Raw genomic sequence first — 20102 nt, 5'->3', positions numbered from 1 at the left:
CGCCAGTTGCGAGCGAAGCTGGTAGACTCCGCCGCCATTATGATTCGACTTCAGAACCTGACTTTACAGCGTGGCCCGCAACGTCTGCTAGAAGACGCCGAGCTGACCCTGCACGCCGGCCAGAAAGCCGGCCTGATCGGTGCCAACGGCGCCGGCAAATCCAGCCTGTTCGCCTTGCTGCGTGGCGAGCTGCATCCGGATTCGGGTGACTGCTTCCTGCCCGCCGATTGGCGCATTGCCCACATGCGTCAGGAGGTCGACACCCTCGAGCGCCTGGCCGTGGACTATGTGCTCGACGGCGACCTGCGTCTGCGCCAGGTGCAGCGTGAACTGGCCGCCGCCGAAGCGGCCCATGACGGTGGCGCGCAAGCGCGCCTGCACGCCGAGCTGGACAGCGCCGACGGCTACACCGCTGACGCGAGGGCGCGCAAGCTGCTGGCCGGACTGGGCTTCACCAACGAACAGATGGACCGCCAGGTCGGCGACTTCTCCGGGGGCTGGCGGATGCGCCTGAACCTGGCCCAGGCGCTGATGTGCCCGTCGGACCTCTTGCTGCTCGACGAACCCACCAACCACTTGGACCTCGATGCCATCATCTGGCTCGAAGACTGGCTCAAGGGTTATCCCGGCACCTTGCTGTTGATCTCCCACGATCGGGATTTCCTCGATGCCGTGGTGGATCACGTGGCTCACGTCGACCAGCGCAAGATCACCCTCTATCGCGGTGGCTACAGCGCCTTCGAGCGGGCCCGTGCCGAGCGGCTGGCCCAGCAACAGCAGGCCTACGAGAAGCAGCAGGCGCAACGGGCGCACATGGAAAGCTACATTGCCCGCTTCAAGGCCCAGGCCACCAAGGCTCGCCAGGCCCAGAGCCGGATCAAGGCCCTGGAGCGCATGGAGGAGCTGTCGGCGGCCCATGTGGACTCGCCCTTCGACTTCACCTTCCGCGAGTCGACGAAGATTTCCAGCCCGCTGATCGATCTCTCCGATGCGCGCCTAGGGTATGGCGAGCGCACGATCCTGGAGAAGGTCAAGCTGCAACTGACGCCGGGCGCACGGATCGGTCTGCTGGGCCCTAACGGCGCCGGCAAGTCGACCCTGATCAAGAACCTCTCCGGTGAGCTGCAGCCGTTGTCCGGCCGCCTGACCCGGGGCGAGAACACAGTGGTGGGCTACTTTGCCCAGCATCAATTGGACTCCCTGGATTCCAAGGCCAGCCCCTTGCTGCACCTGCAGCGGCTGGCGCCCACCGAGCGCGAGCAGACCCTGCGCGACTTCCTCGGTGGCTTCGACTTCCGCGGCGCGCGGATCGACGAGCCGGTGCTGAATTTCTCCGGCGGTGAAAAGGCTCGCTTGGCCCTGGCCCTGATCGCCTGGGAGCGGCCGAACCTGTTGCTGCTCGACGAACCCACCAACCACCTGGACCTGGAGATGCGCCTGGCCCTGACCATGGCCCTGCAAGAGTTCAGCGGCGCGGTATTGGTGGTCTCCCACGATCGCCATCTGCTCAAGAGCACCACGGACAACTTCTTCCTGGTGGCCGACGGCAAGGTCGAGGAGTTCGACGGCGACCTGGATGACTACACCCGTTGGCTGGTGGACTACCGCCAGCGCAATGCCCCGGTCAGCAACACGCCGGTCAACCCGGACAAGACCGACAAGAAAGCCCAGCGCCAGGCCGCGGCTGCTTTGCGTCAGCAGTTGGCACCGCACAAGCGCGAGGCCGACAAGTTGGAAGCCGAACTGGGCAAGGTCCATGAGCGCCTGGCCAAGATCGAGACCAGCCTGGGCGACAGCGGTCTTTACGAAGCGGCGCGCAAGGACGAGCTGCGGGACCTGTTGGCTGAGCAAGCCAAGCTCAAGACCCGCGAGTCCGAACTGGAAGAGGCCTGGATGGAAGCCCTGGAGTTGCTGGAAAGCATGCAGGCAGAACTCGAGGCACTGTCCTGATGGAAGCGTTGCAACTGCCATTGCCGGCGCAGTGGGTCGCTCCGTTGTGGGTGGGCGTGCAGATCCTGCTGATTCTCCTGGCGGGCTATCTGGCCCAGCGTTTTGTCGCCCGTTGCCTGACCCGTCTGGGCGAGCGTTACCCGTTCCCGCCGCAGTTGCTGATGCCCCTGCGGGGCGGTCTGCGCTGGCTGATCATGGGCAGCGCGGTGATCTTCGTCCTGGAGCGCCTGGGGGTTTCCGCCACGGTGTTGTGGACCGCCCTGTCCGGCTTTGTCGCCGTGGCGGCGGTGGCCTTCTTCGCCATGTGGAGTGTGCTCTCCAACCTGCTGTGCGCGATCCTGATCTTCACCGTTGGCCCCTTCCGCCTGGGTGACGTGGTGGAGTTGGTGGACACCGTCGACAAGCCTGGCGTCAAGGGCCGGGTCGTGGCGATCAACCTGCTGTACACCACTCTGATCGAGTCCGAAGAAGCCGGCACCGGCAGCGCCATGGTCCAGGTGCCCAACAGCCTGTTCTTCCAGCGCTCGGTGCGTCGCTGGCGCGGCAGCGATGTGCTGCCGGTAGGAACTGGCGAAAAGTAATCCCTTCCTCTGTAGCCGCTGCCGCAGGCTGCGCAGCTATTGCCCCTGGTCCTGTTGACCTATCGCAGCCTGCGGCAGCGGCTACAGGGCCGTGCATCACCTTTGGGCGAAAAAAATATAGTCAGCCGCGGGTCGGAGGATTAGCTTAGGCAGTCACGACCAATCCGATCCGAGGTGTGCGATGGTGCTTGAAACATGGCTGGCGTTCTTTGCCGCCAGTTGGGTAATCAGTCTTTCTCCGGGAGCCGGCGCCATTGCGTCGATGTCCTGTGGCTTGCAATACGGTTTCTGGCGCGGTTACTGGAACGCCCTGGGCCTGCAACTGGGCCTGGCCTTGCAGATTGCCATTGTCGCCGCCGGTGTTGGCGCCATCCTTGCCGCATCTGCCACCGCCTTCTATGCAATCAAGTGGTTCGGTGTGGCCTACCTGGTGTACCTGGCGGTCAAGCAATGGCGCGCGCTGCCCAGCGATCTCAGCGATGACGCGGCCATCCGTCCCCTTGGCAAGCCTCTGGCCCTGGTGTTTCGCGGCTTCCTGGTGAACATCAGCAACCCCAAGGCCTTGGTGTTCATGCTGGCAGTACTGCCGCAGTTCATCGACCCCCATGCGCCGCTGGTCCAGCAGTACCTGATTCTCGGCGCCACCATGATCGTGGTCGACCTGATCGTCATGGCCGGCTACACCGGGCTGGCGTCCAGGGTCCTGCGCTTGTTGCGTACCCCGGTCCAGCAGCGGCGGATGAACCGTACCTTCGCCGGTTTGTTCCTCGGCGCGGCGGGCTTCCTGGCGACCATTCGCAAAGCCGCGGCCTAAGTTATCCAGAGACAAAAAAAGGCGACCCCACGGGTCGCCTTTTTCGTTTGCGTACGGCTCAGCGCAGGATTACCGGCGCTGTGTCCGGCGGCAGGTTGTTGCGCATCGGCGCTTGCCCCGGTTGCTCGTAGCCACCGCGACCCAACTGCTCGGCCATCTGCCGGGTAACGTCTTCGCCCAGGGCCTTGGAGACTTCGCGTACCACCCGTGGCCGGTTCAGCGAGACACGGATGTCGCGGCTGTTCACCAGCTTGGTGTCCTGGCCTTCGCCCATGGCGGTGAACGCCGAGGTGATCTCGAAGGTGCGGGTGTTGATCAGGCTGAAGTCCGCCACCAGGGTCAGGCCCAGTACCGCCGAGTAGCTGTTGGTATTGGCCAGCTCGTTGATGTCCTGGGTGAAGTCGATGTCCGACACCGTGCCGAACAGCACGTAGTCGGCACCCTTGAAGTTGCCCGCCTTGATGCGCTTGATGATGTCGTAGACGTTGGTCTTGGACGCGTCGGTGTGGGGCGAACCCTGCACCAGCTGGAACATCCCGGACTTGAGAATGCCGCCCTTGATATCACCGGTGAACTTGCGCAGTTCGCCTTCTTCGATGTAGCTGGTGCTGGCTTCCAGTTCGTTGTAGCTGGCCGAACCGCTGGAGCTGTAGTAGCCCTCGCGGTAGTTCTGCTGGGCCGAAACCACGTGAATGTATTCCTGCACTCGTTCCTGGTAGGCCAGGTCCATGACTGCAACTTTCGGGGCCGCCTGGGCGCTGAACGCACAGGCCAGGGCCAGGATGCCAATCCATGCACGCATTGTTTAGCGCTCCGTGGTCTTGCGGATCTCTTTCTCGTCCATCCACTCGGCCAGACCGCTCTCGACGTCGATCAGTTGCAGGCTGAATTTGTAGAAGACGTCCTTGTAGTCGCTGCTGCGCTTGACGATGGAGCTGATGGAGCCTTCAAGACGGTATTTGGCGGCGACCATGTTGCCAGTCTTGGCCACGGTGGATTTCTTGTACAGGCCGCTCTGGTTCTGCAGCTTGAGCTGGTCGACCTGGCTCTGCATGGCGGTGTTGTCGCTGGCGAAGCGGGCGGTGCCGGACTTCATCAGCTGGGTCTTGATCGAGGTGGTGATCTCGCGGGTGTCGATGTACTCGCTGGTCTTGTTCTTCACATCGTAGACCTGCACCACCGGGCGACCCTGGAGGATGCCGGACTGGGCCAGGGAGCGGGTCATGGATTCGGCGATCATCTGCAGGTCGGTGGAACCGAACTCGTTGGTCACCAGTTCCACGGCCTTGCTGTCGCCGTAGCTGATGTTCTTGCCGCCCAGGACCGGGGAGTTATTGGCGCAGCCGCTGGCCAGCAGGGCGACCACGGCGAGGAAGGAAAAGCGTGCAAACATGGAAGTGCTCTCTTGATCGGGTTCAGGAACGGCTTATTGGGTTTTGACTTCCAGGCGGAAGTCAGTGGCCTTGGGCACCGGCGCGATGGCCGGCAAGAAGGTGGCCTGGGCCGCGTACAGGTTGAAGACTTTCCAGCTTTCTTCATCGGCAACCGGGAAACCGTCGTCACCCAGCCAGACAAAGCGGTAGTACATGGTCATGTTGGTGTGGCTGGTGTTGTTCAGTGCCACCTTGACCGTCAGGAAGCCGTTTTCACGGGCGACCCGCATCGCGCCGATGGCGATGTTGTTGAACTTGTTCATCACCACCACCTTGCTCGCGGCGCTGCCGGGAGCAGGAGGTGGCGGAGTGGCGCAACCGGCCAGAAGGGCCAGTGCGGCAACAGCGAGGAGTTTCAGGCGCATGGAGGGCTCCGCTTAAGGACGTTGGTTGCTGGCCATGTTCTGGCCGGCGTTGTTCGGGATGACATGAGCGGCCAGGCCGCTGCTGAACACCTGGTTGCCCACCACGCGCAGGGCGATCACCTGATAGCGCTGATCAACCTTGACCTGCACTTGAGTGCCGCCCTGGGCGTTAGGCAGGCTGAGGCTGTGCTCGCCCTGCTTGAGACGCAGGCGGGCGACCTGGGTGTTGTCCGGCAGGGTGCGCCAGGTGCGGGTATCGGCCCCTTCGGTCACCGCCGAAGCCAGGCCCACGGCCAAGCCGGCCAGGGGATTGACCTCGTTGAGGTTCTTTTGCGCCACGCCACGGGTCACTGCACGCACGGTGGTGCGCAGGATGATCCCTGGCATGTCGTCACGCAGGGCGCGGCGGGACATGGCGGTGGTGCTGTTGAGCAGGGTCAGGTTCTGCTGCTGACCATCGATGCCGATCTGGGTGAAGGTCTGGGTCGAGGTATCGGCCTTGATCACCGGGAACGACAGTGGGGTGATGACCAGGTTGCCGTTGATCGGCAGCGGCAGGGGAATGCGCACCGAGTCCCGTGCTGGGGCCAGGCCGCTTTGCACCACGATCAGCACGTCGCTCTCATCGGCCGCCAGGGTCGCTACCACCGGAGCCTTGACCGGAGCCTTGGCTGCCGTCTTGCGTTTGGACTTGGCCGAGGATTTGCCCGGGGCTTCGACTTTCACCGGTTCCACGGGGGCGTCCAGGTTCAGCAGGGCCTGTTCCAGCAAGGGCGTGTTGGGACGCAGTTCCGCAGCCTTGCGGTAGCCGGGAGCCGCCAGGTCCTTCTCGCCCAGGGCTTCATAGACGAAGCCGGCCAGGTAGTGGCTGAACGCACTCTGGTAGCTGTTCTTCAGGTTGACCACATCGGGAGCATCGAGGGCTTCCACGGGATAGCCCTTGAGGTCCTTGTACTCGGTTTTAACCCCTTGCTTCTCGGCTTCGTCCTCGCGCTTGAGGTATTCCTTGTCCCGCAGTTCGGCGATCACCGCTTCGCGTTCGTGGGTCTTCTTGATCGCCATGCGGGCGCCGTCGAAGTCGTTGCTGGCCAGCAGGTTCATGGCCATCTGGGTCGTCAGCATGACCTTTTCGTAGTCATAGCCTTCGTAGCGACGGACTTTGTCGTTGACCAAGAAACTGCCGAACTGGGCCAGGTACTTGTCGGTGTCGAGCTTGACCGAGTCTTCCCAGTTGCCCACGACCTGATCGGCATGGCCCCAGGCGGCCTGGCTGCCATTGAGGTCGCCCTTGGCCCGCAGCAACTCGCCCTTTTCGAAGTAATAGAGCAGGTCCTTGTCTTCACCCTTGTTGTTTTTTTCCAGCAGGGTCAGGGCGGCATCGAGGTTGCCGGCACGCAGTTGCTGGTTGGTTTCCTGAAGCTCGTTGTCGTAGCTGCGAAAGGCCGAACAGCCTGCGAGCAGGGTGACTGCGCCGAGCGCAATCGAGGTGAGGACGCGGGATGCCATGGGTACTTCTTCTTCCCTGAATGAGACAGCCTGGCGTGCGGGTCGGGCTGGACGAACCCATTGGCAGGAACTGCGGCTACGCTGCCAATTCCTCATAAAAAGAGGAGCTTAAATGCCGTCTCGCTATAAAGAGGGCGCGGCATTATAAACGTGGATTCTGGCGCTGTAATGGCTTTTTAACTTCAATTTGATTGGTGTTTGCCACTATGTGAGCGGCTGCTCATTGGTGGTCGAACCAGGCCGCCAGCGGGTTCTTTTCCAGGGGCGCGGGGGCGATGACGAACAGCTGATCGCCCACGCGCCGCAGGCTGATGACTTGGTAGCGCTGGTCCAGCTTGAAGCGCAGTTCGCCGGTCTTGCCCAGGGTCAGTCGGTGTTGGCCTTTTTTCAGGCGCAGGCGAGTCACCTGGGTGGTGTCGGACAGGCGCTGGTCGGCGCAAGTGTTGCAATAGGCGGATAAGCCTTGAGTGAAACTCATTGGGAGTGAACAATATGTTACTTCGTATTTCCATTTGAGATTCGTTCATGACTGGCCCTTCCCGTTTACTGGCATTGCTGGTGCTGCCGCTGCTCGCGCTCTGCAGCTTCAACCTGCTGGCCGATACCGTCGATGGCGCGCCCAAGGCCCTGCATCTGCTGGATTACATTGGCGCCGATTACCCGCCCACGGTTGAAGCCGGCAAGGTCATCGACGAGTCCGAATACCGCGAGCAGGTGGAGTTTCTCGGGGTCCTGCAGGGGCTGATCGCCGACCTGCCGGCCAAGCCGGAGAAAGCCGAGCTGGAGCAGGGCATCGTCAGCTTGCGCAAGGCGGTGGACGATCGCGTCGAGGGCAGCCAAGTGGCACGCCTGGCGCGGCAGATGGGGGCCAAGCTGGCGGTGGCCTATGAGGTCAGCCAGGCGCCGGTCATCACCCCGGACCCTGCTCGCGGTGCGCCGCTGTATGCCCAGCATTGCTCGGTCTGCCATGGGGAGAAAGGCGCAGGCGATGGTCCGGCAGGTGTGGGCATGACCCCGCCGCCGGCCAATCTGCGGGATGCCGAGCGCCTTGATCGCCTGAGCCTGTACGCGGTCTACAACACCCTGGGGCTGGGGGTCGAAGGCACCGACATGCCGGCCTTCGCCGATCAGTTGGATGACCGGCAGCGCTGGGACCTGGCCACCTACATCGCCGGGTTCAGCGCCGATCCTGCGGCGGCCAAGGGCGAGCAGAGCTTCAATCTGGCCGACCTGGCCCGGCAGACGCCTGCTGAAGTGCTGGCTGCTCAGGGGCCGCAGGCAGCGGCCACTTTCCGTGCCCAGCGGGCCCAGCCGCCTCAGGTCAAGCGTGGCCCGGCGCAGTTGCTGGACTACACCGCTTCGACCCTGGACAAGAGTCTCGCGGCCTATCGCAACGGCGAGCATGAGCAAGCCTACGATCTTTCGGTAGCGGCTTACCTGGAAGGTTTCGAACTGGTGGAAAGCTCCCTGGACAACGTCGATGCCACGGTGCGCAAGGACACGGAGAAGGCCCTGATGGCCTACCGGCAGTCGTTGCAGGACGGATTGCCGGTGGCCCAGGCCGAACAGCGCCTGGACGCCGCCAAGGCCAAGCTCAAGGCGTCCGCCGAGTTGTTGGGTGGCGACAGCCTGAGCTGGTCCCTGAGTTTTATCTCCGGTTTGCTGATCCTCCTGCGCGAAGGCCTGGAAGCCATTCTGGTGCTGGCGGCGATCCTTGCGTTCCTGCGTAATACCGGCCAGCAATCGGCGGTGCGCAGTGTCAACGTCGGCTGGGGCCTGGCGCTGTTGGCCGGCCTGGCCACCTGGGCCCTGGCGGCTTATGTGATCGACGTCAGCGGTTCCCAGCGGGAGCTGCTGGAGGGTGCCACGGCGTTGTTCGCCAGTGTCATGGTGCTGTGGCTCGGGGTATGGATGCACGATCGTCGGCATGCGGCGGCCTGGCAGGATTACATCAAGAGCAGCCTGGTGGGCGGCGGCGGGCGTTTCGGTTTTGCCGTGCTGGCGTTCTTCTCGGTGTACCGCGAGCTGTTCGAGGTGATCCTGTTCTACGAGACCCTGTGGCTGCAGGCAGGCCCAGCCGGGCATAACGCGGTCATGGCTGGTGGTGCCACCGCTCTGGTGTTGCTGGTGGGCCTGGCGTGGGTGATCCTGCGGGGCTCGGCCAAGCTGCCTCTGGCGCTGTTCTTCGGCATCAACGCGGCGCTGCTGTGTGCCTTGTCGGTGGTATTTGCCGGGCACGGGGTCAAGGCCTTGCAGGAAGCGGGCATCTTCGGCACCCGGCCAGTAGCCTTCTTCGATTTCGACTGGCTGGGCATTCATGCCGATGCCTACTCGCTGGGGGCTCAGGCTGTGGCGATCCTGGCGATCGTGGTGCTGTACAGTCGCAGCCGCATGAGTGAGAAGCAGCGACTGCGCGCGTCTTGAGTCGACAGCGTCGCTGATCGCGGGCGAGCCCGCTCCTGCGGGGGCTGGCTTGCCCGTTTTGCATTTTGTGAGGAGAACATCAATGCGTGTCTGGATCGATGCCGACGCTTGCCCCAAGGCGGCCAAGGATCAGGTGGTGCGCTTTGCCTTGAAGCGCCAGTTCGAGGTGGTGCTGGTGGCCGGGCAAGCGCAGATCAAGCCGGCTTTCGCCTGCGTCAAACTGATTGTGGTGCCCAGTGGCCCGGATGCTGCCGACGATTACCTGGTGGAGCATGCCGTGCCCGGTGAGCTGGTGATCTGCAGTGATGTGCCCTTGGCCGACCGCTTGGTGAAAAAGGGTGTGTCGGCCCTGGACCCGCGTGGCAAGGAGTTCGATGCGCAGAACATGGGGGAGCGCCTGGCGGTGCGTAATCTGTTCACCGATCTGCGGGAGCAGGGGCAGGTCAGTGGCGGACAGGCGCCTTATGGCGAGCGGGAGAAGCAGGCCTTCGCCAATGCTCTGGACCGGATTCTGACCCGGCTGGCGCGTCAGGCCTGAAGGAGGAACCAGCGGCTCCTCCTGAAGCGGGGTGTCAGGGAGTCACTGCTCGCCTTCGTGGGTCAGTTCCAGCACCCGGTCTACCAGCTTGTTGATCCCGGAGGCGGCTTCGCTGATGGATTGCGCCAGCATATAGGCCGGGGTGCTCACCAGTTTGCGCGCTTTGTCTTCGACGATGTCGCCTACTGCGCATTCGGTGTGGCTGGCGCCCATTTTGCCCAGGGCCGCTGCGGTATCGGCATCGTTGCCGATGGTGCAGGTCACGCCAGGACCATAGATCTTCGCCGCCAGGGCCGGAGCGATGCACATCAGGCCCACCGGTTTGCCCGCTTCGGCAAAGGCTTCGGCCAGAGCCAGGACGTCCGCCTGGACTGTGCAGGCCGCGCCTTCGGTGGCAAAGCTGGAGAGGTTCTTGGCTGCCCCGAAACCGCCGGGCACGATCAGCGCGTCGAAGTCTTCGACATTGGCCTCGCGCAGGTCCTTGACCTGGCCACGAGCAATGCGCGCCGATTCCACCAGCACGTTGCGGGTCTCGGGCATGGCTTCGCCGGTCAGGTGGTTGAGCACATGCATCTGCGGGATGTTCGGGGCAAAGCACTGCACCTGGGCGCCGCGCTGGTCGAGGCGCAGCAGGGTCATCACGCTTTCGTGGATCTCGGCACCGTCGAACACGCCGCAACCGGAAAGGATCACTGCAACTTTTTTGCTCATGGTTTTTCTCCTGGTTCAGGGTGCTGACAGCATGCCAATGACCGGCGAGTTACTCCACTGATGTCGTCGAAGCCTTGGCCTTGGCCTGTTCGGCGGCTTGTTCGGCGTCATAGATCTGCTTGGCCAGACGGGCGTTCTTGAAGCGTCGGCGCAGCCACAGGCCGAAACCCAGTACCAGCAACGCGCCCAGCACCCACAGTTCGTACTTCTTGATGCTGCCGAGCATGCCTTCCATGACCGCGCCGAAATGGTAGGCGGCCTGGGCCAGGGCCACGGCCCAGACGGCCGCGCCGATGCCATTGAGCAGCAGGTAGCGGCCCGGCGGATAGCCTGACAGACCAATGGCCACTGGCATCACGGTGCGCAGGCCATAGACGAAGCGGAAGCTCAGCACCCAGATATCCGGATGCTTGCGGATATGCTCCAGCGCCCGATCGCCCATCATTTGCCAGCGCGGTTTGCGCGCCAGCAACTTGCGGCCATGCTTGCGCCCCAGGAAGTACCACAGCTGGTCACCGGCGTAGCTGCCGAAGAAGGCAACCACCATCACCAGGTTGATATCCATGTATCCGCGGAACGCTAGAAACCCGGCTAGAACCAGAATGGTTTCGCCTTCGAAAAACGTACCGAGAAAGAGGGCGAAGTAGCCGAAATCCTGAAGAAATTGTTGGAGCATTGTCTGGATGCTGGCGAAATGAACGCGCAGCCTACCCCTTCGACGACGTTGGGGAAAGTATCGAAATGTGTCTCGACGTGAACAATTGGGCCAATGACAATGAGTGTTGCTGTCGGTCAACAGCTTGAGCACAACTGTCATCTGTTCGTCATAATGCCCGCTTATAACTGTCACGCTCGCCCGCCAGCGCGGGCCCTGGAGTCCGCCGTGAGCTTTACCCCTGCCAGCCGCCTGTTCCCTGCCACTCGTCTGCGGCGTAACCGCCGTGATGATTTCTCGCGCCGTCTGGTGCGCGAAAATCGGCTGAGCGTGGACGACCTGATCCTGCCGGTGTTTGTGCTCGACGGTGAGAATCGCCGTGAGGCGGTGGCTTCGATGCCGGGCGTGGAGCGCTTGACCATCGACCTGTTGCTGGAAGAGGCGGCGCATTGGGTCGAGCTGGGGATTCCGGCCCTGGCGCTGTTCCCGGTGACGCCGGCCGGGCTCAAGTCCCTGGATGCGGCCGAGGCCTGGAACCCTGAAGGGATTGCCCAGCGTGCCACCCGCGCCTTGCGCGAGCGCTTCCCGGCGCTGGGCGTCATCACCGATGTGGCCCTGGACCCGTTCACCACCCATGGCCAGGACGGCATCCTCGACGAACAAGGTTATGTACAGAACGACATCACCGTCGATGCCCTGGTGCGTCAGGCCCTGTCCCACGCCGAGGCCGGCGCCCAGGTGGTGGCGCCGTCGGACATGATGGACGGGCGGGTCCAGGCGATCCGCGAAGCCCTGGAGCTGGCGGGGCACGTCAACGTGCGGATCATGGCCTACTCGGCCAAGTACGCCAGCGCCTATTACGGCCCCTTCCGCGATGCGGTGGGTTCGGCGCTGAACCTGGGCAAGGCCGACAAGGCCTCGTACCAGATGGACCCGGCCAATGGTGACGAAGCCCTGCATGAAGTGGCGGCGGACCTGGCGGAAGGGGCGGACATGGTCATGGTCAAGCCGGGCATGCCGTACCTGGATATCCTTTTTCGGGTCAAGGATGAATTCAAGGTGCCGACCTTTGTCTATCAGGTCAGCGGCGAATACGCCATGCACATGGCGGCGATCCAGAATGGCTGGTTGGGTGAAGGGGTTATTCTTGAATCCCTGACCGCTTTTAAACGTGCAGGTGCTGATGGCATCCTGACTTACTTTGCCGTTCGTGCTGCTCAATTGTTACGAGAGCAAAAATAGCCCTCCCAGGAACACGCGATGAATACTGAAGGACTCTCAGAAGTTGCCGTAAAAGACGCTCAGCCGGTGGTCGAGCCAGTGGTTGAAACCTCGCCGGAGCTCGAGCCCGTGCCCGTAGTGGCCGAGGCGCAACCGACGCCGGCCATTGTCATCCCCAACCTGGATGACAGCAGCCTGTACATTCACCGCGAACTCTCGCAACTGCAGTTCAATATCCGCGTGCTGGAACAGGCGCTGGACGAATCCTACCCGCTGCTGGAACGCCTGAAGTTCCTGCTGATCTTCTCCAGCAACCTGGACGAGTTCTTCGAGATCCGTGTCGCGGGCCTGAAGAAGCAGATCACCTTTGCCCGGGAACAGGCCGGTGCCGACGGCCTGCAACCGCACCAGGCCCTGGCCCGCATCAGCGAGCTGGTGCATGGTCATGTCGATCGCCAGTACGCGATCCTCAACGACATTCTGCTGCCGGAACTGGAGAAGCATCAGATTCGCTTCATCCGTCGCCGTCACTGGACCACCAAGCTCAAGACCTGGGTCCGGCGCTTCTTCCGCGACGAGATCGCGCCAATCATCACCCCCATCGGCCTCGACCCGACGCACCCGTTCCCGCTGCTGGTGAACAAGAGTCTGAACTTCATCGTCGAGCTGGAAGGCATCGATGCCTTCGGTCGCGATTCGGGCCTTGCGATCATCCCGGCGCCGCGTCTGTTGCCGCGCATCATCAAGGTTCCGGAAGAAGTCGGCGGCCCTGGCGACAACTATGTGTTCCTTTCGTCGATGATCCACGCCCACGCCGATGACCTGTTCCAGGGCATGAAGGTCAAAGGCTGCTATCAATTCCGCCTGACCCGTAACGCCGACCTGGCGGTGGACACCGAGGACGTCGAAGACCTGGCCCGCGCTCTGCGCGGCGAGTTGTTCTCCCGTCGCTACGGTGACGCGGTGCGTCTGGAAGTGGCCGACACCTGTCCGAAACATCTGTCGGACTACCTGCTCAAGCAGTTCAACCTGCACGAGACCGAGCTCTATCAGGTCAACGGTCCGGTGAACCTGACGCGACTGTTCAGCATCACCGGCCTGGACAGTCATCCGGAGCTGCAATACACCCCGTTCACCCCGCAGATCCCCAAGTTGCTGCAGAACAGCGAGAACATCTTCAGCGTCATCAGCAAGCAGGACATTCTGCTGCTGCACCCGTTTGAGTCCTTCACCCCGGTGGTCGACCTGCTGCGCCAGGCCGCCAAGGACCCGCATGTGCTGGCAGTGCGCCAGACCCTGTACCGCAGTGGCGCCAACTCGGAGATCGTCGACGCCCTGGTGGACGCGGCGCGCAACGGCAAGGAAGTCACCGCGGTGATCGAACTTCGCGCGCGGTTTGACGAAGAGTCCAACCTGCAGATGGCCAGCCGCCTGCAAGCGGCCGGCGCGGTGGTGATCTACGGCGTGGTGGGCTTCAAGACCCACGCCAAGATGATGCTGATCCTGCGTCGCGAGGCCGGTGAGATCGTGCGCTATGCGCATTTGGGCACCGGTAACTACCACGCGGCCAACGCCCGCCTGTACACCGACTACAGCCTGCTGACCTCCGACGACGCCTTGTGCGAAGACGTCGGTAAGCTGTTCAGTCAGCTGATCGGCATGGGCAAGACCCTGCGTATGAAGAAACTGCTGCATGCGCCGTTCACCCTGAAAAAGGGCATGCTCGACATGATCGCCCGGGAGACCCAGTTCGCCCTGGACGGCAAGCCGGCGCACATCATCGCCAAGTTCAACTCGCTGACTGATCCGAAAATCATCCGCGCGCTGTACAAGGCCAGTCAGTCCGGCGTGCGCATCGATCTGGTGGTGCGCGGCATGTGCTGCCTGCGTCCGGGGATTGCCGGGGTGTCGCACAACATCCATGTGCGCTCCATCATCGGCCGCTTCCTGGAGCACACTCGGGTGTTCTACTTCCTCAACGGCGGCGAGGAGCAGATGTTCCTTTCCAGTGCCGACTGGATGGAGCGCAACCTCGACAAGCGGGTCGAGACTTGCTTCCCGGTGGAAGGCAAGAAGCTGATCCTGCGGGTCAAGAAAGAGCTGGAGAGTTATCTCACCGACAACACCCACAGCTGGAGCCTGCAGTCCGACGGCCGTTACATCCGCAACACGCCGACCGGCAACCAGAACCCGCGCAGTGCCCAGGCGACCTTGCTGGAGCGTCTTGGCAGCCCGGTGTTGCCGGTGCGCTAAGCGCCTCAAGCGTCGTAGCTAATAAAAAGGCCAGCCCGATCATCGGGCTGGCCTTTTTTGTGCGGTTTGCAAGAGCTGTAGGAGCTGGCTTGCCAGCGAAGGCGTCCCCGAGAGCGATGCAAGGTTTCGCGGCCTCTTCGCCGGCAAGCCGGCTCCTACAGGTCCGTGGCAGGTCAGCGAACGTTGAGCACGATGCCGACCCGGGTCAGCCATTCGGCTTCCAGGGCGAAGTCGGCCTGGGTCAGCTGGTTTTCATCCAGCCAGTTTTCCGGGAACTCCACATCCAGATGGTCGCCTTCGGCGCTCAGGCTCACCTGAGGCATCTGCTGGGTGCCACGGATGTGATGGAACAGGATGGCGAAGCGCAGCAGCACGCACAGGCGGATCAGCTTGATACCGTCATCGCCGAACTCGGCGAATTTCTCCTTGGGAATGTTGCGGCGGTGGCCGCGCACCAGCAGCGCCAGCATCTGCTGGTCTTCTCGGGAGAAGCCGGCCAGGTCCGAGTGCTCGATCAGGTAGGCGCCATGCTTGTGGTAGTGGTAGTGAGCGATATCCAGCCCCACTTCGTGGACCTTGGCGGCCCAGCCCAGCAGCTCGCGCCAGACACCGTCCTCCAGGTCCCAGTCCGCCGCCACCTGGTCGAAGGCGCGCAGGGCCTTGCCTTCGACTCGCGAGGCTTGCTCCAGGTCCACGTGGTAGCGCTCCATCAGCGAGCTGAGGGTACGTTCACGGACGTCTTCGTGATGATGGCGGCCCAGCAGGTCGTAGAGCACGCCTTCACGCAGGGCGCCTTCGCAGTGGTCCATGCGCTGCAGTTCCAGGGCGTCGAAGATGGCTTCGAGAATCGCCAGGCCCGCCGGGAAGATCGCCCGCCGATCGGGCTTGATGCCTTCGAAGTCGATCTTTTCGGCATCCCCCAGCTTGAACAGCTTGCGCTTGAGCCAGGCCAGGCCTTCGGCGTTGACCTCGCCACTGCCCTGGCCGCCGGCCTTGAGGGCCAGGCCAATGGCGCGGATGGTTCCGGAAGAGCCGATGGCTTCGTCCCAGGTCAGGCGATGCAGGGCATGTTCGATGCTCATGATCTCCAGCCGCGCGGCGGTGTAGGCCTGGGCGTAGCGGGCCGGGGTGATCTTGCCATCGCGGAAATAGCGCTGGGTGAAGCTGACACAGCCCATCTGCAGGCTTTCCCGCAGCAGGGGCTCGAAGCGCTGACCGATGATGAACTCGGTACTGCCGCCACCGATGTCGGCCACCAGGCGCTTGCCCGGGGTATCGGCGAGGGTGTGGGACACCCCGAGGTAGATCAGTCGGGCCTCTTCACGGCCGGAGATGACCTCCACCGGGTGGCCGAGGATCTCCTCGGCGCGGCGAATGAACTCGCCACGGTTGCGGGCTTCACGCAGGGCGTTGGTGCCGACGATGCGTACGGTGCCCGGCGGCATGCCGTTGATCAGTTGGGCGAAGCGCTTGAGGCAGTCGAGCCCGCGCTGCATGGATTCTTCGTTGAGCTGGCGTTCTTCGTTGATTCCGGCGGCCAGTTGAACCTTTTCACCGAGCCGCTCGAGAATGCGGATTTCACCGTTCCGGGCCTTGGCCACGACCATGTGAAAGCTGTTGGAGCCCAGATCGATCGCGGCGATCAGGGACAGATTCTTGGCTTGGGATTGGGGCATGGTTGGGGGTCTCGGTCGATAACCTCGCCATCCTGCCACGATCAACGGCTCGCGCCAACGCGCAGTGTCCAATGCGTTGATTCAACGCATAAAACCCTCGGCAGGCTGTGCTGTCGCTGTGCGCCGGCCAGCCGGCTCCTACGACACTGGAGCCTCAAGCCTGCTCGGTGCTGCCAATGAAGTTCGCCAGCTCGGCGGTCTGCGGATGAGCGAACAGCTGCTTGGGATCTCCCACTTCATGCACCTTGCCCTGGTGCATGAACACCAGCTTGTCGCCCACTTCCCGGGCAAAGCGCATCTCATGGGTGACCATGATCAGGGTCATGCCGTCCCGGGCCAGCTGGCGCACCACGCTGAGCACTTCATTGACCAGTTCCGGGTCCAGGGCCGAGGTGATCTCATCGCACAACAGCACCTTGGGCGACATCGCCAGGGCTCGGGCAATGGCGACCCGCTGCTGCTGGCCGCCGGACAGTCGATCCGGAAACGCATCGAACTTCTCCGCCAGGCCAACCCGGGCCAGCATCTGCCGCGCCAGTTCGGCAGCCCGGGCCTTGGGCACCTTCTGCACCACTTGCGGGGCCAGCATCACGTTCTCGCCCACGGTCAGGTGAGGGAACAGGTTGAACTGCTGGAACACCATGCCGACCTTCTGTCGCAGGCTGCGCAGATCGGCGCGGGCGGCGTCCAGGTACTCCCCGTCGACCTCGATCACGCCGTCGTTGATCGACTCCAGGCCGTTGAGGGTACGCAGCAGGGTGCTCTTGCCCGAGCCGCTGCGACCGATGATTGCCACTACCTGGCCCTCCTCGATGCTCAGGTCGATGCCTTTGAGCACATGGTGCTCGCCGTAATATTTATGCAGGGCGGAGATTCTAAGCAGAGGCATGCAGTTTCCTTTCCAGGTAGCGCGCGCTGAGGGACAGGGGGTAGCAGAGCAGGAAGTAGCCGAGGGCCACCAGGCCGTAGACCATGAAGGGCTCGAAGGTGGCATTGGCCAACATGCCGCCGGTCTTGGTCAGCTCGGTGAAACCGATGATCGAGGTCACCGCGGTGCCTTTGACCACTTGCACCGAAAAACCCACGGTGGGCGCCACGGCGATACGCAGCGCTTGCGGCAGGATCACGTAGCGCAGCTGTTCATAGGGATTGAGCGCCAGGCTCGACGAGGCTTCCCACTGCCCGTGGGGGATCGACTCGACGCAACCGCGCCAGATCTCCGCCAGGTAGGCGCTGGTGAACAGGGTCAGGGCGATAGCGGCCGCCAGCCAGGGCGAGATATCCACACCCAGCAAGGCAATACCGAAGAACACCAGGAACAACTGCATCAACAGCGGTGTGCCCTGGAACAGTTCTATATAGGTGCGGGCGAAGGCGCGGGCAAAGGTCTTGTCGGAGATCCTCAGGGTCATGACCAGCAGGCCGATCAGGCCGCCACCGACAAAGGCCACCAGGGACAGCAACAGGGTCCACTGCAGGCCGCTGAGCAGGTTGCGCAGGATGTCCCAGAAGGTGAAGTCGCTCATCGGCCGCTCCTCAGGATGTAGCGTTGGCCGAACCAGTTCAGTAGTTGGCGGATCAGCAGGGCCATGCACAGGTAGATCAGCGTGGTCAGGGCGTAGGTTTCAAAAGCGCGGAAGTTGCGCGACTGGATGAAGTTGGCGGCGAAGCTCAGCTCCTCGGTGGCGATCTGCGAGCACACCGCCGAGCCCAGCATGACGATGATGATCTGGCTGCACAGGGCCGGCCAGACCTTGCCCAGGGCCGGCAGCAGCACCACGTGCCGAAAGGCTTCGAAGCGGCTCATGGCCAGGGCTGCGGCGGCTTCCAGCTGGCCCTTGGGAATGGCCTGGATGCCGGCGCGGATGATTTCCGTGGAGTAGGCGCCGAGGTTGATCACCATCGCCAGCACCGCCGCCTGCCACTCGGAGATCTGCAGGCCCAGGGATGGCAGGCCGAAGAAGATGAAAAACAACTGCACCAGGAACGGCGTGTTGCGGATCAGCTCGACGTAGACGCCGAAGATCGCCGCCAGGGGCTGGATCTTCCAGGCCCGTACCAGGGCTCCGGCTATCCCCAGGCTGACCCCCAGCAGGGTGCCTATGGCGGTCAACTCCAGGGTGAACAGGGCGCCGCGTAGCAGCAGGCCGGTATTGTCCAGCACCGGCAGGAAATCGAACTGATAAGCCATGCTCAAGCTCCGGGGCGCCGATCAGAGGTCAGCCGGCAGTGGCTCTTTGAGCCACAACTGGGAGTTCTTCTCCAGGGCGCCGTCAGCCTTGGCGGCACTGAGGATCTGGTTGACCTTGTCCAGCAACTCCGGCTGGTTTTTGTTGACGCCGACGTAGACTGGGGAGTCCTTGAGCTTGATCTTCATCGCCGGGATGCGTTTCGGGTTGCGCTGGCTGATGGCGACCATCACCACGTTGCCGCTGGCGATCAGGTCGACCTGGCCGGCGAGGTAGGCGGCGATGGTGGAGTTGTTGTCCTCGAAACGCTTGATGGTCGCGCCTTGTGGGGCCACGGCGCTCAGCTCGATGTCCTCGATGGCGCCTCGGGTGACGCTGATGGTCTTGCCCTTGAGGTCGTCAAGGCCAGCGATGGCCGCCTCGGGCGGGCCGAAGACTGCGAGGTAGAAGGGTGCGTATGCCTTGGAGAAGTCGATGACCTTTTCCCGTTCCGGGTTCTTGCCGAGGCTGGAGATCACCAGATCCACCTTGCCGGTGGTGAGAAACGGAATGCGGTTGGTGCTGTTGACTGGGGTCAGCTCCAGCTTGACCTTGAGCTGCTCGGCCAGCAGGCGCGCGGTGTCGATGTCCAGGCCCCGGGGCTGCATATCCGGGCCCACCGAGCCGAAGGGCGGGAAGTCCTGAGGCACGGCGACCTTGAGGGTGCCGCGGGCCACCACGTCGTCCAGGGCATTGGCCTGGGCTGGGGCCTGGGCCAGCAGCAGGCTGGCAAACAGGGCAGAGAGCAGGGCGCTGCAGCGTTTGGTCATGGCGAATCTCCGCAAATCGTGGGAAGTGGTTTCTGTGTGGCGACAGAGCACAGGCCATGCCAACACGCGGAAAAGGCCCTGGAAATATGGGTTTTACTGGCTTTGGTCGGTCTTACTGGTCTGAACAGTTGTGTGTTTTTTCGCACTCGGATCGGGCATGGGGTCGTACCCTCGAACCCCCTTGGGGCACGACTTGCCGGGCTCGGCGAATAGCTTTACAAGGGAGCTTTTCCTGCACCGGCCAGCCTCAAACCCATGAATTCGATTACCCGTGCCGTACCCGAAGTGGCGCTGCAAGCCATTCGCCAGTTGATCAGCGAGCAGGGCTTCGGCCCCGGTGATGCGCTGCCTTCGCAGCGGGATCTGGCGCTGCAGTTGGGGGTTAGTCGGGCGTCGCTGCGTGAGGCGCTGTCATCCTTGAGCGCGCTGGGGGTAATCAGTGTGCAGCCGGGCAAGGGAGTGTTCGTTCAGGCTCCCGAGGCAGCGGCAGCCGGTGCCGGCTTGAGTTGGCCGTTCGCCGCTCAGGCTTCGCCTGTGGATATCTTTCAGTTGCGCTATGCCCTGGAGGGGTTTGCCGCGGGGTTGGCGGCGGTGACCCTGACCGCCGATGAGCTGGATGCCCTGGAAGACAATGTCGAGGCCATGCGTCGCCAATTGCGGGTTGGGGATTTCGAGGCAGCGGCGCGGCTGGATTTCGAGTTCCACCAGAAGATCCTCCTGGCCAGTGGCAACCAGGCGATGTTGAGCATCCTCAGCACCAGCGCCGAGATCTTCCTGGAAAGTCAGAAACTACCGTTCATCCGACCCGAGCGGGCCATGGAGACTTGGCAGGAGCACCGCAAGATCCTCCGCGCCCTGGCCCGGCACGCTTCGGGGGCGGCACAAAAGGCCATGCAGGAGCATGTGCGCAATGCCGCTCTGCGCACTGGAATCGCCTTTGTCACCCCCACATCTTCGTGAGCTGAGCTATACCCAAA

The 20102-nt window shown here is 63.0% G+C and carries 20 protein-coding genes; 8 read left to right on the top strand and 12 right to left on the bottom strand.

Annotation, left to right across the window (positions count from 1 at the left end; all coding sequences use genetic code 11):
- Positions 1-39: 39 nt before the first annotated feature.
- The 3 genes from LOY69_RS29140 (at position 40) to LOY69_RS29130 (ending at position 3345) form a co-directional block, all read left to right on the top strand.
- Complete coding sequence (locus LOY69_RS29140) at positions 40-1950, top strand: ATP-binding cassette domain-containing protein (protein ID WP_110594248.1); 1911 nt, start codon at positions 40-42, stop codon at positions 1948-1950.
- On the top strand, positions 1950-2531 hold the full coding sequence (locus tag LOY69_RS29135; protein ID WP_102881254.1) for a mechanosensitive ion channel family protein: 582 nt from the start codon (positions 1950-1952) through the stop codon (positions 2529-2531). Before LOY69_RS29140 ends, LOY69_RS29135 begins: the two co-directional genes overlap by 1 nt.
- A gap of 181 nt (positions 2532-2712) precedes the next feature.
- Complete coding sequence (locus LOY69_RS29130) at positions 2713-3345, top strand: LysE family transporter (RefSeq protein WP_102881253.1); 633 nt, start codon at positions 2713-2715, stop codon at positions 3343-3345.
- A gap of 58 nt (positions 3346-3403) precedes the next feature.
- Here the strand turns inward: LOY69_RS29130 and LOY69_RS29125 are convergent, their stop codons facing one another.
- The 5 genes from LOY69_RS29125 to LOY69_RS29105 form a co-directional block, all read right to left on the bottom strand.
- Positions 3404-4147, bottom strand: a complete 744-nt coding sequence (locus LOY69_RS29125; protein ID WP_102881252.1) for a penicillin-binding protein activator LpoB — start codon at positions 4145-4147, stop codon at positions 3404-3406.
- 3 nt (positions 4148-4150) lie between these two features.
- Entirely contained in the window at positions 4151-4738 is a 588-nt protein-coding gene (gene lpoB / locus LOY69_RS29120; protein WP_060841666.1) for a penicillin-binding protein activator LpoB, read from the bottom strand.
- Between the two features lie 33 nt (positions 4739-4771).
- Positions 4772-5143: a YcfL family protein gene (locus tag LOY69_RS29115; protein WP_060841665.1), complete on the bottom strand. Its 372-nt coding sequence runs from the start codon at positions 5141-5143 to the stop codon at positions 4772-4774.
- A gap of 12 nt (positions 5144-5155) precedes the next feature.
- Complete coding sequence (locus tag LOY69_RS29110) at positions 5156-6649, bottom strand: COG3014 family protein (RefSeq protein WP_110652923.1); 1494 nt, start codon at positions 6647-6649, stop codon at positions 5156-5158.
- Between the two features lie 220 nt (positions 6650-6869).
- Positions 6870-7127, bottom strand: coding sequence for a hypothetical protein (locus tag LOY69_RS29105; RefSeq protein ID WP_265073912.1), 258 nt, complete (start codon positions 7125-7127; stop codon positions 6870-6872).
- A gap of 47 nt (positions 7128-7174) precedes the next feature.
- On the opposite strand from LOY69_RS29105, the gene LOY69_RS29100 reads away from it, so the two are divergent.
- Both LOY69_RS29100 and LOY69_RS29095 read left to right on the top strand, forming a co-directional pair.
- Positions 7175-9073, top strand: coding sequence for a cytochrome c/FTR1 family iron permease (locus LOY69_RS29100; protein ID WP_110652925.1), 1899 nt, complete (start codon positions 7175-7177; stop codon positions 9071-9073).
- An 82-nt stretch (positions 9074-9155) separates the two neighbouring features.
- Positions 9156-9611 (top strand): YaiI/YqxD family protein, encoded by a 456-nt coding sequence (locus LOY69_RS29095; RefSeq protein WP_102881247.1) that lies wholly within the window; start codon positions 9156-9158, stop codon positions 9609-9611.
- Positions 9612-9653: 42 nt separating this feature from the next.
- Here LOY69_RS29095 and elbB read toward each other — a convergent pair whose 3' ends face one another.
- Both elbB and LOY69_RS29085 read right to left on the bottom strand, forming a co-directional pair.
- The gene (gene elbB, locus LOY69_RS29090; RefSeq protein ID WP_102862205.1) at positions 9654-10322 is read right to left on the bottom strand and encodes an isoprenoid biosynthesis glyoxalase ElbB; all 669 of its coding nucleotides are present in this window, start codon (positions 10320-10322) and stop codon (positions 9654-9656) included.
- Between the two features lie 49 nt (positions 10323-10371).
- Complete coding sequence (locus LOY69_RS29085) at positions 10372-10998, bottom strand: DedA family protein (RefSeq protein ID WP_102862204.1); 627 nt, start codon at positions 10996-10998, stop codon at positions 10372-10374.
- A 207-nt stretch (positions 10999-11205) separates the two neighbouring features.
- Here LOY69_RS29085 and hemB point away from each other — a divergent pair, with 207 nt between their 5' ends.
- Both hemB and ppk1 read left to right on the top strand, forming a co-directional pair.
- Complete coding sequence (hemB, locus tag LOY69_RS29080) at positions 11206-12219, top strand: porphobilinogen synthase (RefSeq protein WP_060841658.1); 1014 nt, start codon at positions 11206-11208, stop codon at positions 12217-12219.
- Positions 12220-12237: 18 nt separating this feature from the next.
- Positions 12238-14451: a polyphosphate kinase 1 gene (gene ppk1, locus LOY69_RS29075; protein WP_102881246.1), complete on the top strand. Its 2214-nt coding sequence runs from the start codon at positions 12238-12240 to the stop codon at positions 14449-14451.
- Between the two features lie 173 nt (positions 14452-14624).
- On the opposite strand, the gene ppx is transcribed toward ppk1, so the two are convergent.
- The 5 genes from ppx to LOY69_RS29050 all read right to left on the bottom strand — a co-directional run bounded on the left by ppx (position 14625) and on the right by LOY69_RS29050 (position 19125).
- Positions 14625-16127, bottom strand: coding sequence for an exopolyphosphatase (ppx, locus tag LOY69_RS29070; RefSeq protein WP_102881245.1), 1503 nt, complete (start codon positions 16125-16127; stop codon positions 14625-14627).
- Positions 16128-16281: 154 nt separating this feature from the next.
- On the bottom strand, positions 16282-17016 hold the full coding sequence (locus tag LOY69_RS29065) for an amino acid ABC transporter ATP-binding protein (protein ID WP_102862201.1): 735 nt from the start codon (positions 17014-17016) through the stop codon (positions 16282-16284).
- Positions 17003-17653 (bottom strand): amino acid ABC transporter permease, encoded by a 651-nt coding sequence (locus tag LOY69_RS29060; protein WP_102881244.1) that lies wholly within the window; start codon positions 17651-17653, stop codon positions 17003-17005. The genes LOY69_RS29065 and LOY69_RS29060 overlap by 14 nt, the downstream gene beginning before the upstream one ends.
- Positions 17650-18318, bottom strand: coding sequence for an amino acid ABC transporter permease (locus tag LOY69_RS29055; protein WP_265073911.1), 669 nt, complete (start codon positions 18316-18318; stop codon positions 17650-17652). The genes LOY69_RS29060 and LOY69_RS29055 overlap by 4 nt, the downstream gene beginning before the upstream one ends.
- 21 nt (positions 18319-18339) lie before the next feature.
- Positions 18340-19125, bottom strand: a complete 786-nt coding sequence (locus LOY69_RS29050; RefSeq protein WP_102862198.1) for a transporter substrate-binding domain-containing protein — start codon at positions 19123-19125, stop codon at positions 18340-18342.
- Between the two features lie 255 nt (positions 19126-19380).
- Here LOY69_RS29050 and LOY69_RS29045 point away from each other — a divergent pair, with 255 nt between their 5' ends.
- Positions 19381-20085, top strand: coding sequence for a FadR/GntR family transcriptional regulator (locus tag LOY69_RS29045; protein ID WP_110652930.1), 705 nt, complete (start codon positions 19381-19383; stop codon positions 20083-20085).
- The last annotated feature ends 17 nt before the right edge of the window (positions 20086-20102 follow it).

Source organism: Pseudomonas sp. B21-059 (assembly GCF_026016285.1).
GTDB classification, from domain to species: domain Bacteria; phylum Pseudomonadota; class Gammaproteobacteria; order Pseudomonadales; family Pseudomonadaceae; genus Aquipseudomonas; species Aquipseudomonas danubii.
The sequence above is the reverse complement of the archived record's forward strand: the minus strand, read 5'-3'. Positions and strand labels throughout refer to the sequence as shown.

What these genes read in the sequence shown, in the direction of transcription:
- LOY69_RS29140 (WP_110594248.1), top strand. Translation starts at nt 40, where the DNA reads ATGATTCGACTTCAGAACCTGACTTTACAGCGTGGCCCGCAACGTCTG.
- LOY69_RS29135 (WP_102881254.1), top strand. Translation starts at nt 1,950, where the DNA reads ATGGAAGCGTTGCAACTGCCATTGCCGGCGCAGTGGGTCGCTCCGTTG.
- LOY69_RS29130 (WP_102881253.1), top strand. Translation starts at nt 2,713, where the DNA reads ATGGTGCTTGAAACATGGCTGGCGTTCTTTGCCGCCAGTTGGGTAATC.
- LOY69_RS29125 (WP_102881252.1), bottom strand. Translation starts at nt 4,147, where the DNA reads ATGCGTGCATGGATTGGCATCCTGGCCCTGGCCTGTGCGTTCAGCGCC.
- lpoB (WP_060841666.1), bottom strand. Translation starts at nt 4,738, where the DNA reads ATGTTTGCACGCTTTTCCTTCCTCGCCGTGGTCGCCCTGCTGGCCAGC.
- LOY69_RS29115 (WP_060841665.1), bottom strand. Translation starts at nt 5,143, where the DNA reads ATGCGCCTGAAACTCCTCGCTGTTGCCGCACTGGCCCTTCTGGCCGGT.
- LOY69_RS29110 (WP_110652923.1), bottom strand. Translation starts at nt 6,649, where the DNA reads ATGGCATCCCGCGTCCTCACCTCGATTGCGCTCGGCGCAGTCACCCTG.
- LOY69_RS29105 (WP_265073912.1), bottom strand. Translation starts at nt 7,127, where the DNA reads ATGAGTTTCACTCAAGGCTTATCCGCCTATTGCAACACTTGCGCCGAC.
- LOY69_RS29100 (WP_110652925.1), top strand. Translation starts at nt 7,175, where the DNA reads ATGACTGGCCCTTCCCGTTTACTGGCATTGCTGGTGCTGCCGCTGCTC.
- LOY69_RS29095 (WP_102881247.1), top strand. Translation starts at nt 9,156, where the DNA reads ATGCGTGTCTGGATCGATGCCGACGCTTGCCCCAAGGCGGCCAAGGAT.
- elbB (WP_102862205.1), bottom strand. Translation starts at nt 10,322, where the DNA reads ATGAGCAAAAAAGTTGCAGTGATCCTTTCCGGTTGCGGCGTGTTCGAC.
- LOY69_RS29085 (WP_102862204.1), bottom strand. Translation starts at nt 10,998, where the DNA reads ATGCTCCAACAATTTCTTCAGGATTTCGGCTACTTCGCCCTCTTTCTC.
- ppk1 (WP_102881246.1), top strand. Translation starts at nt 12,238, where the DNA reads ATGAATACTGAAGGACTCTCAGAAGTTGCCGTAAAAGACGCTCAGCCG.
- ppx (WP_102881245.1), bottom strand. Translation starts at nt 16,127, where the DNA reads ATGCCCCAATCCCAAGCCAAGAATCTGTCCCTGATCGCCGCGATCGAT.
- LOY69_RS29065 (WP_102862201.1), bottom strand. Translation starts at nt 17,016, where the DNA reads ATGCCTCTGCTTAGAATCTCCGCCCTGCATAAATATTACGGCGAGCAC.
- LOY69_RS29060 (WP_102881244.1), bottom strand. Translation starts at nt 17,653, where the DNA reads ATGAGCGACTTCACCTTCTGGGACATCCTGCGCAACCTGCTCAGCGGC.
- LOY69_RS29055 (WP_265073911.1), bottom strand. Translation starts at nt 18,318, where the DNA reads ATGGCTTATCAGTTCGATTTCCTGCCGGTGCTGGACAATACCGGCCTG.
- LOY69_RS29050 (WP_102862198.1), bottom strand. Translation starts at nt 19,125, where the DNA reads ATGACCAAACGCTGCAGCGCCCTGCTCTCTGCCCTGTTTGCCAGCCTG.
- LOY69_RS29045 (WP_110652930.1), top strand. Translation starts at nt 19,381, where the DNA reads ATGAATTCGATTACCCGTGCCGTACCCGAAGTGGCGCTGCAAGCCATT.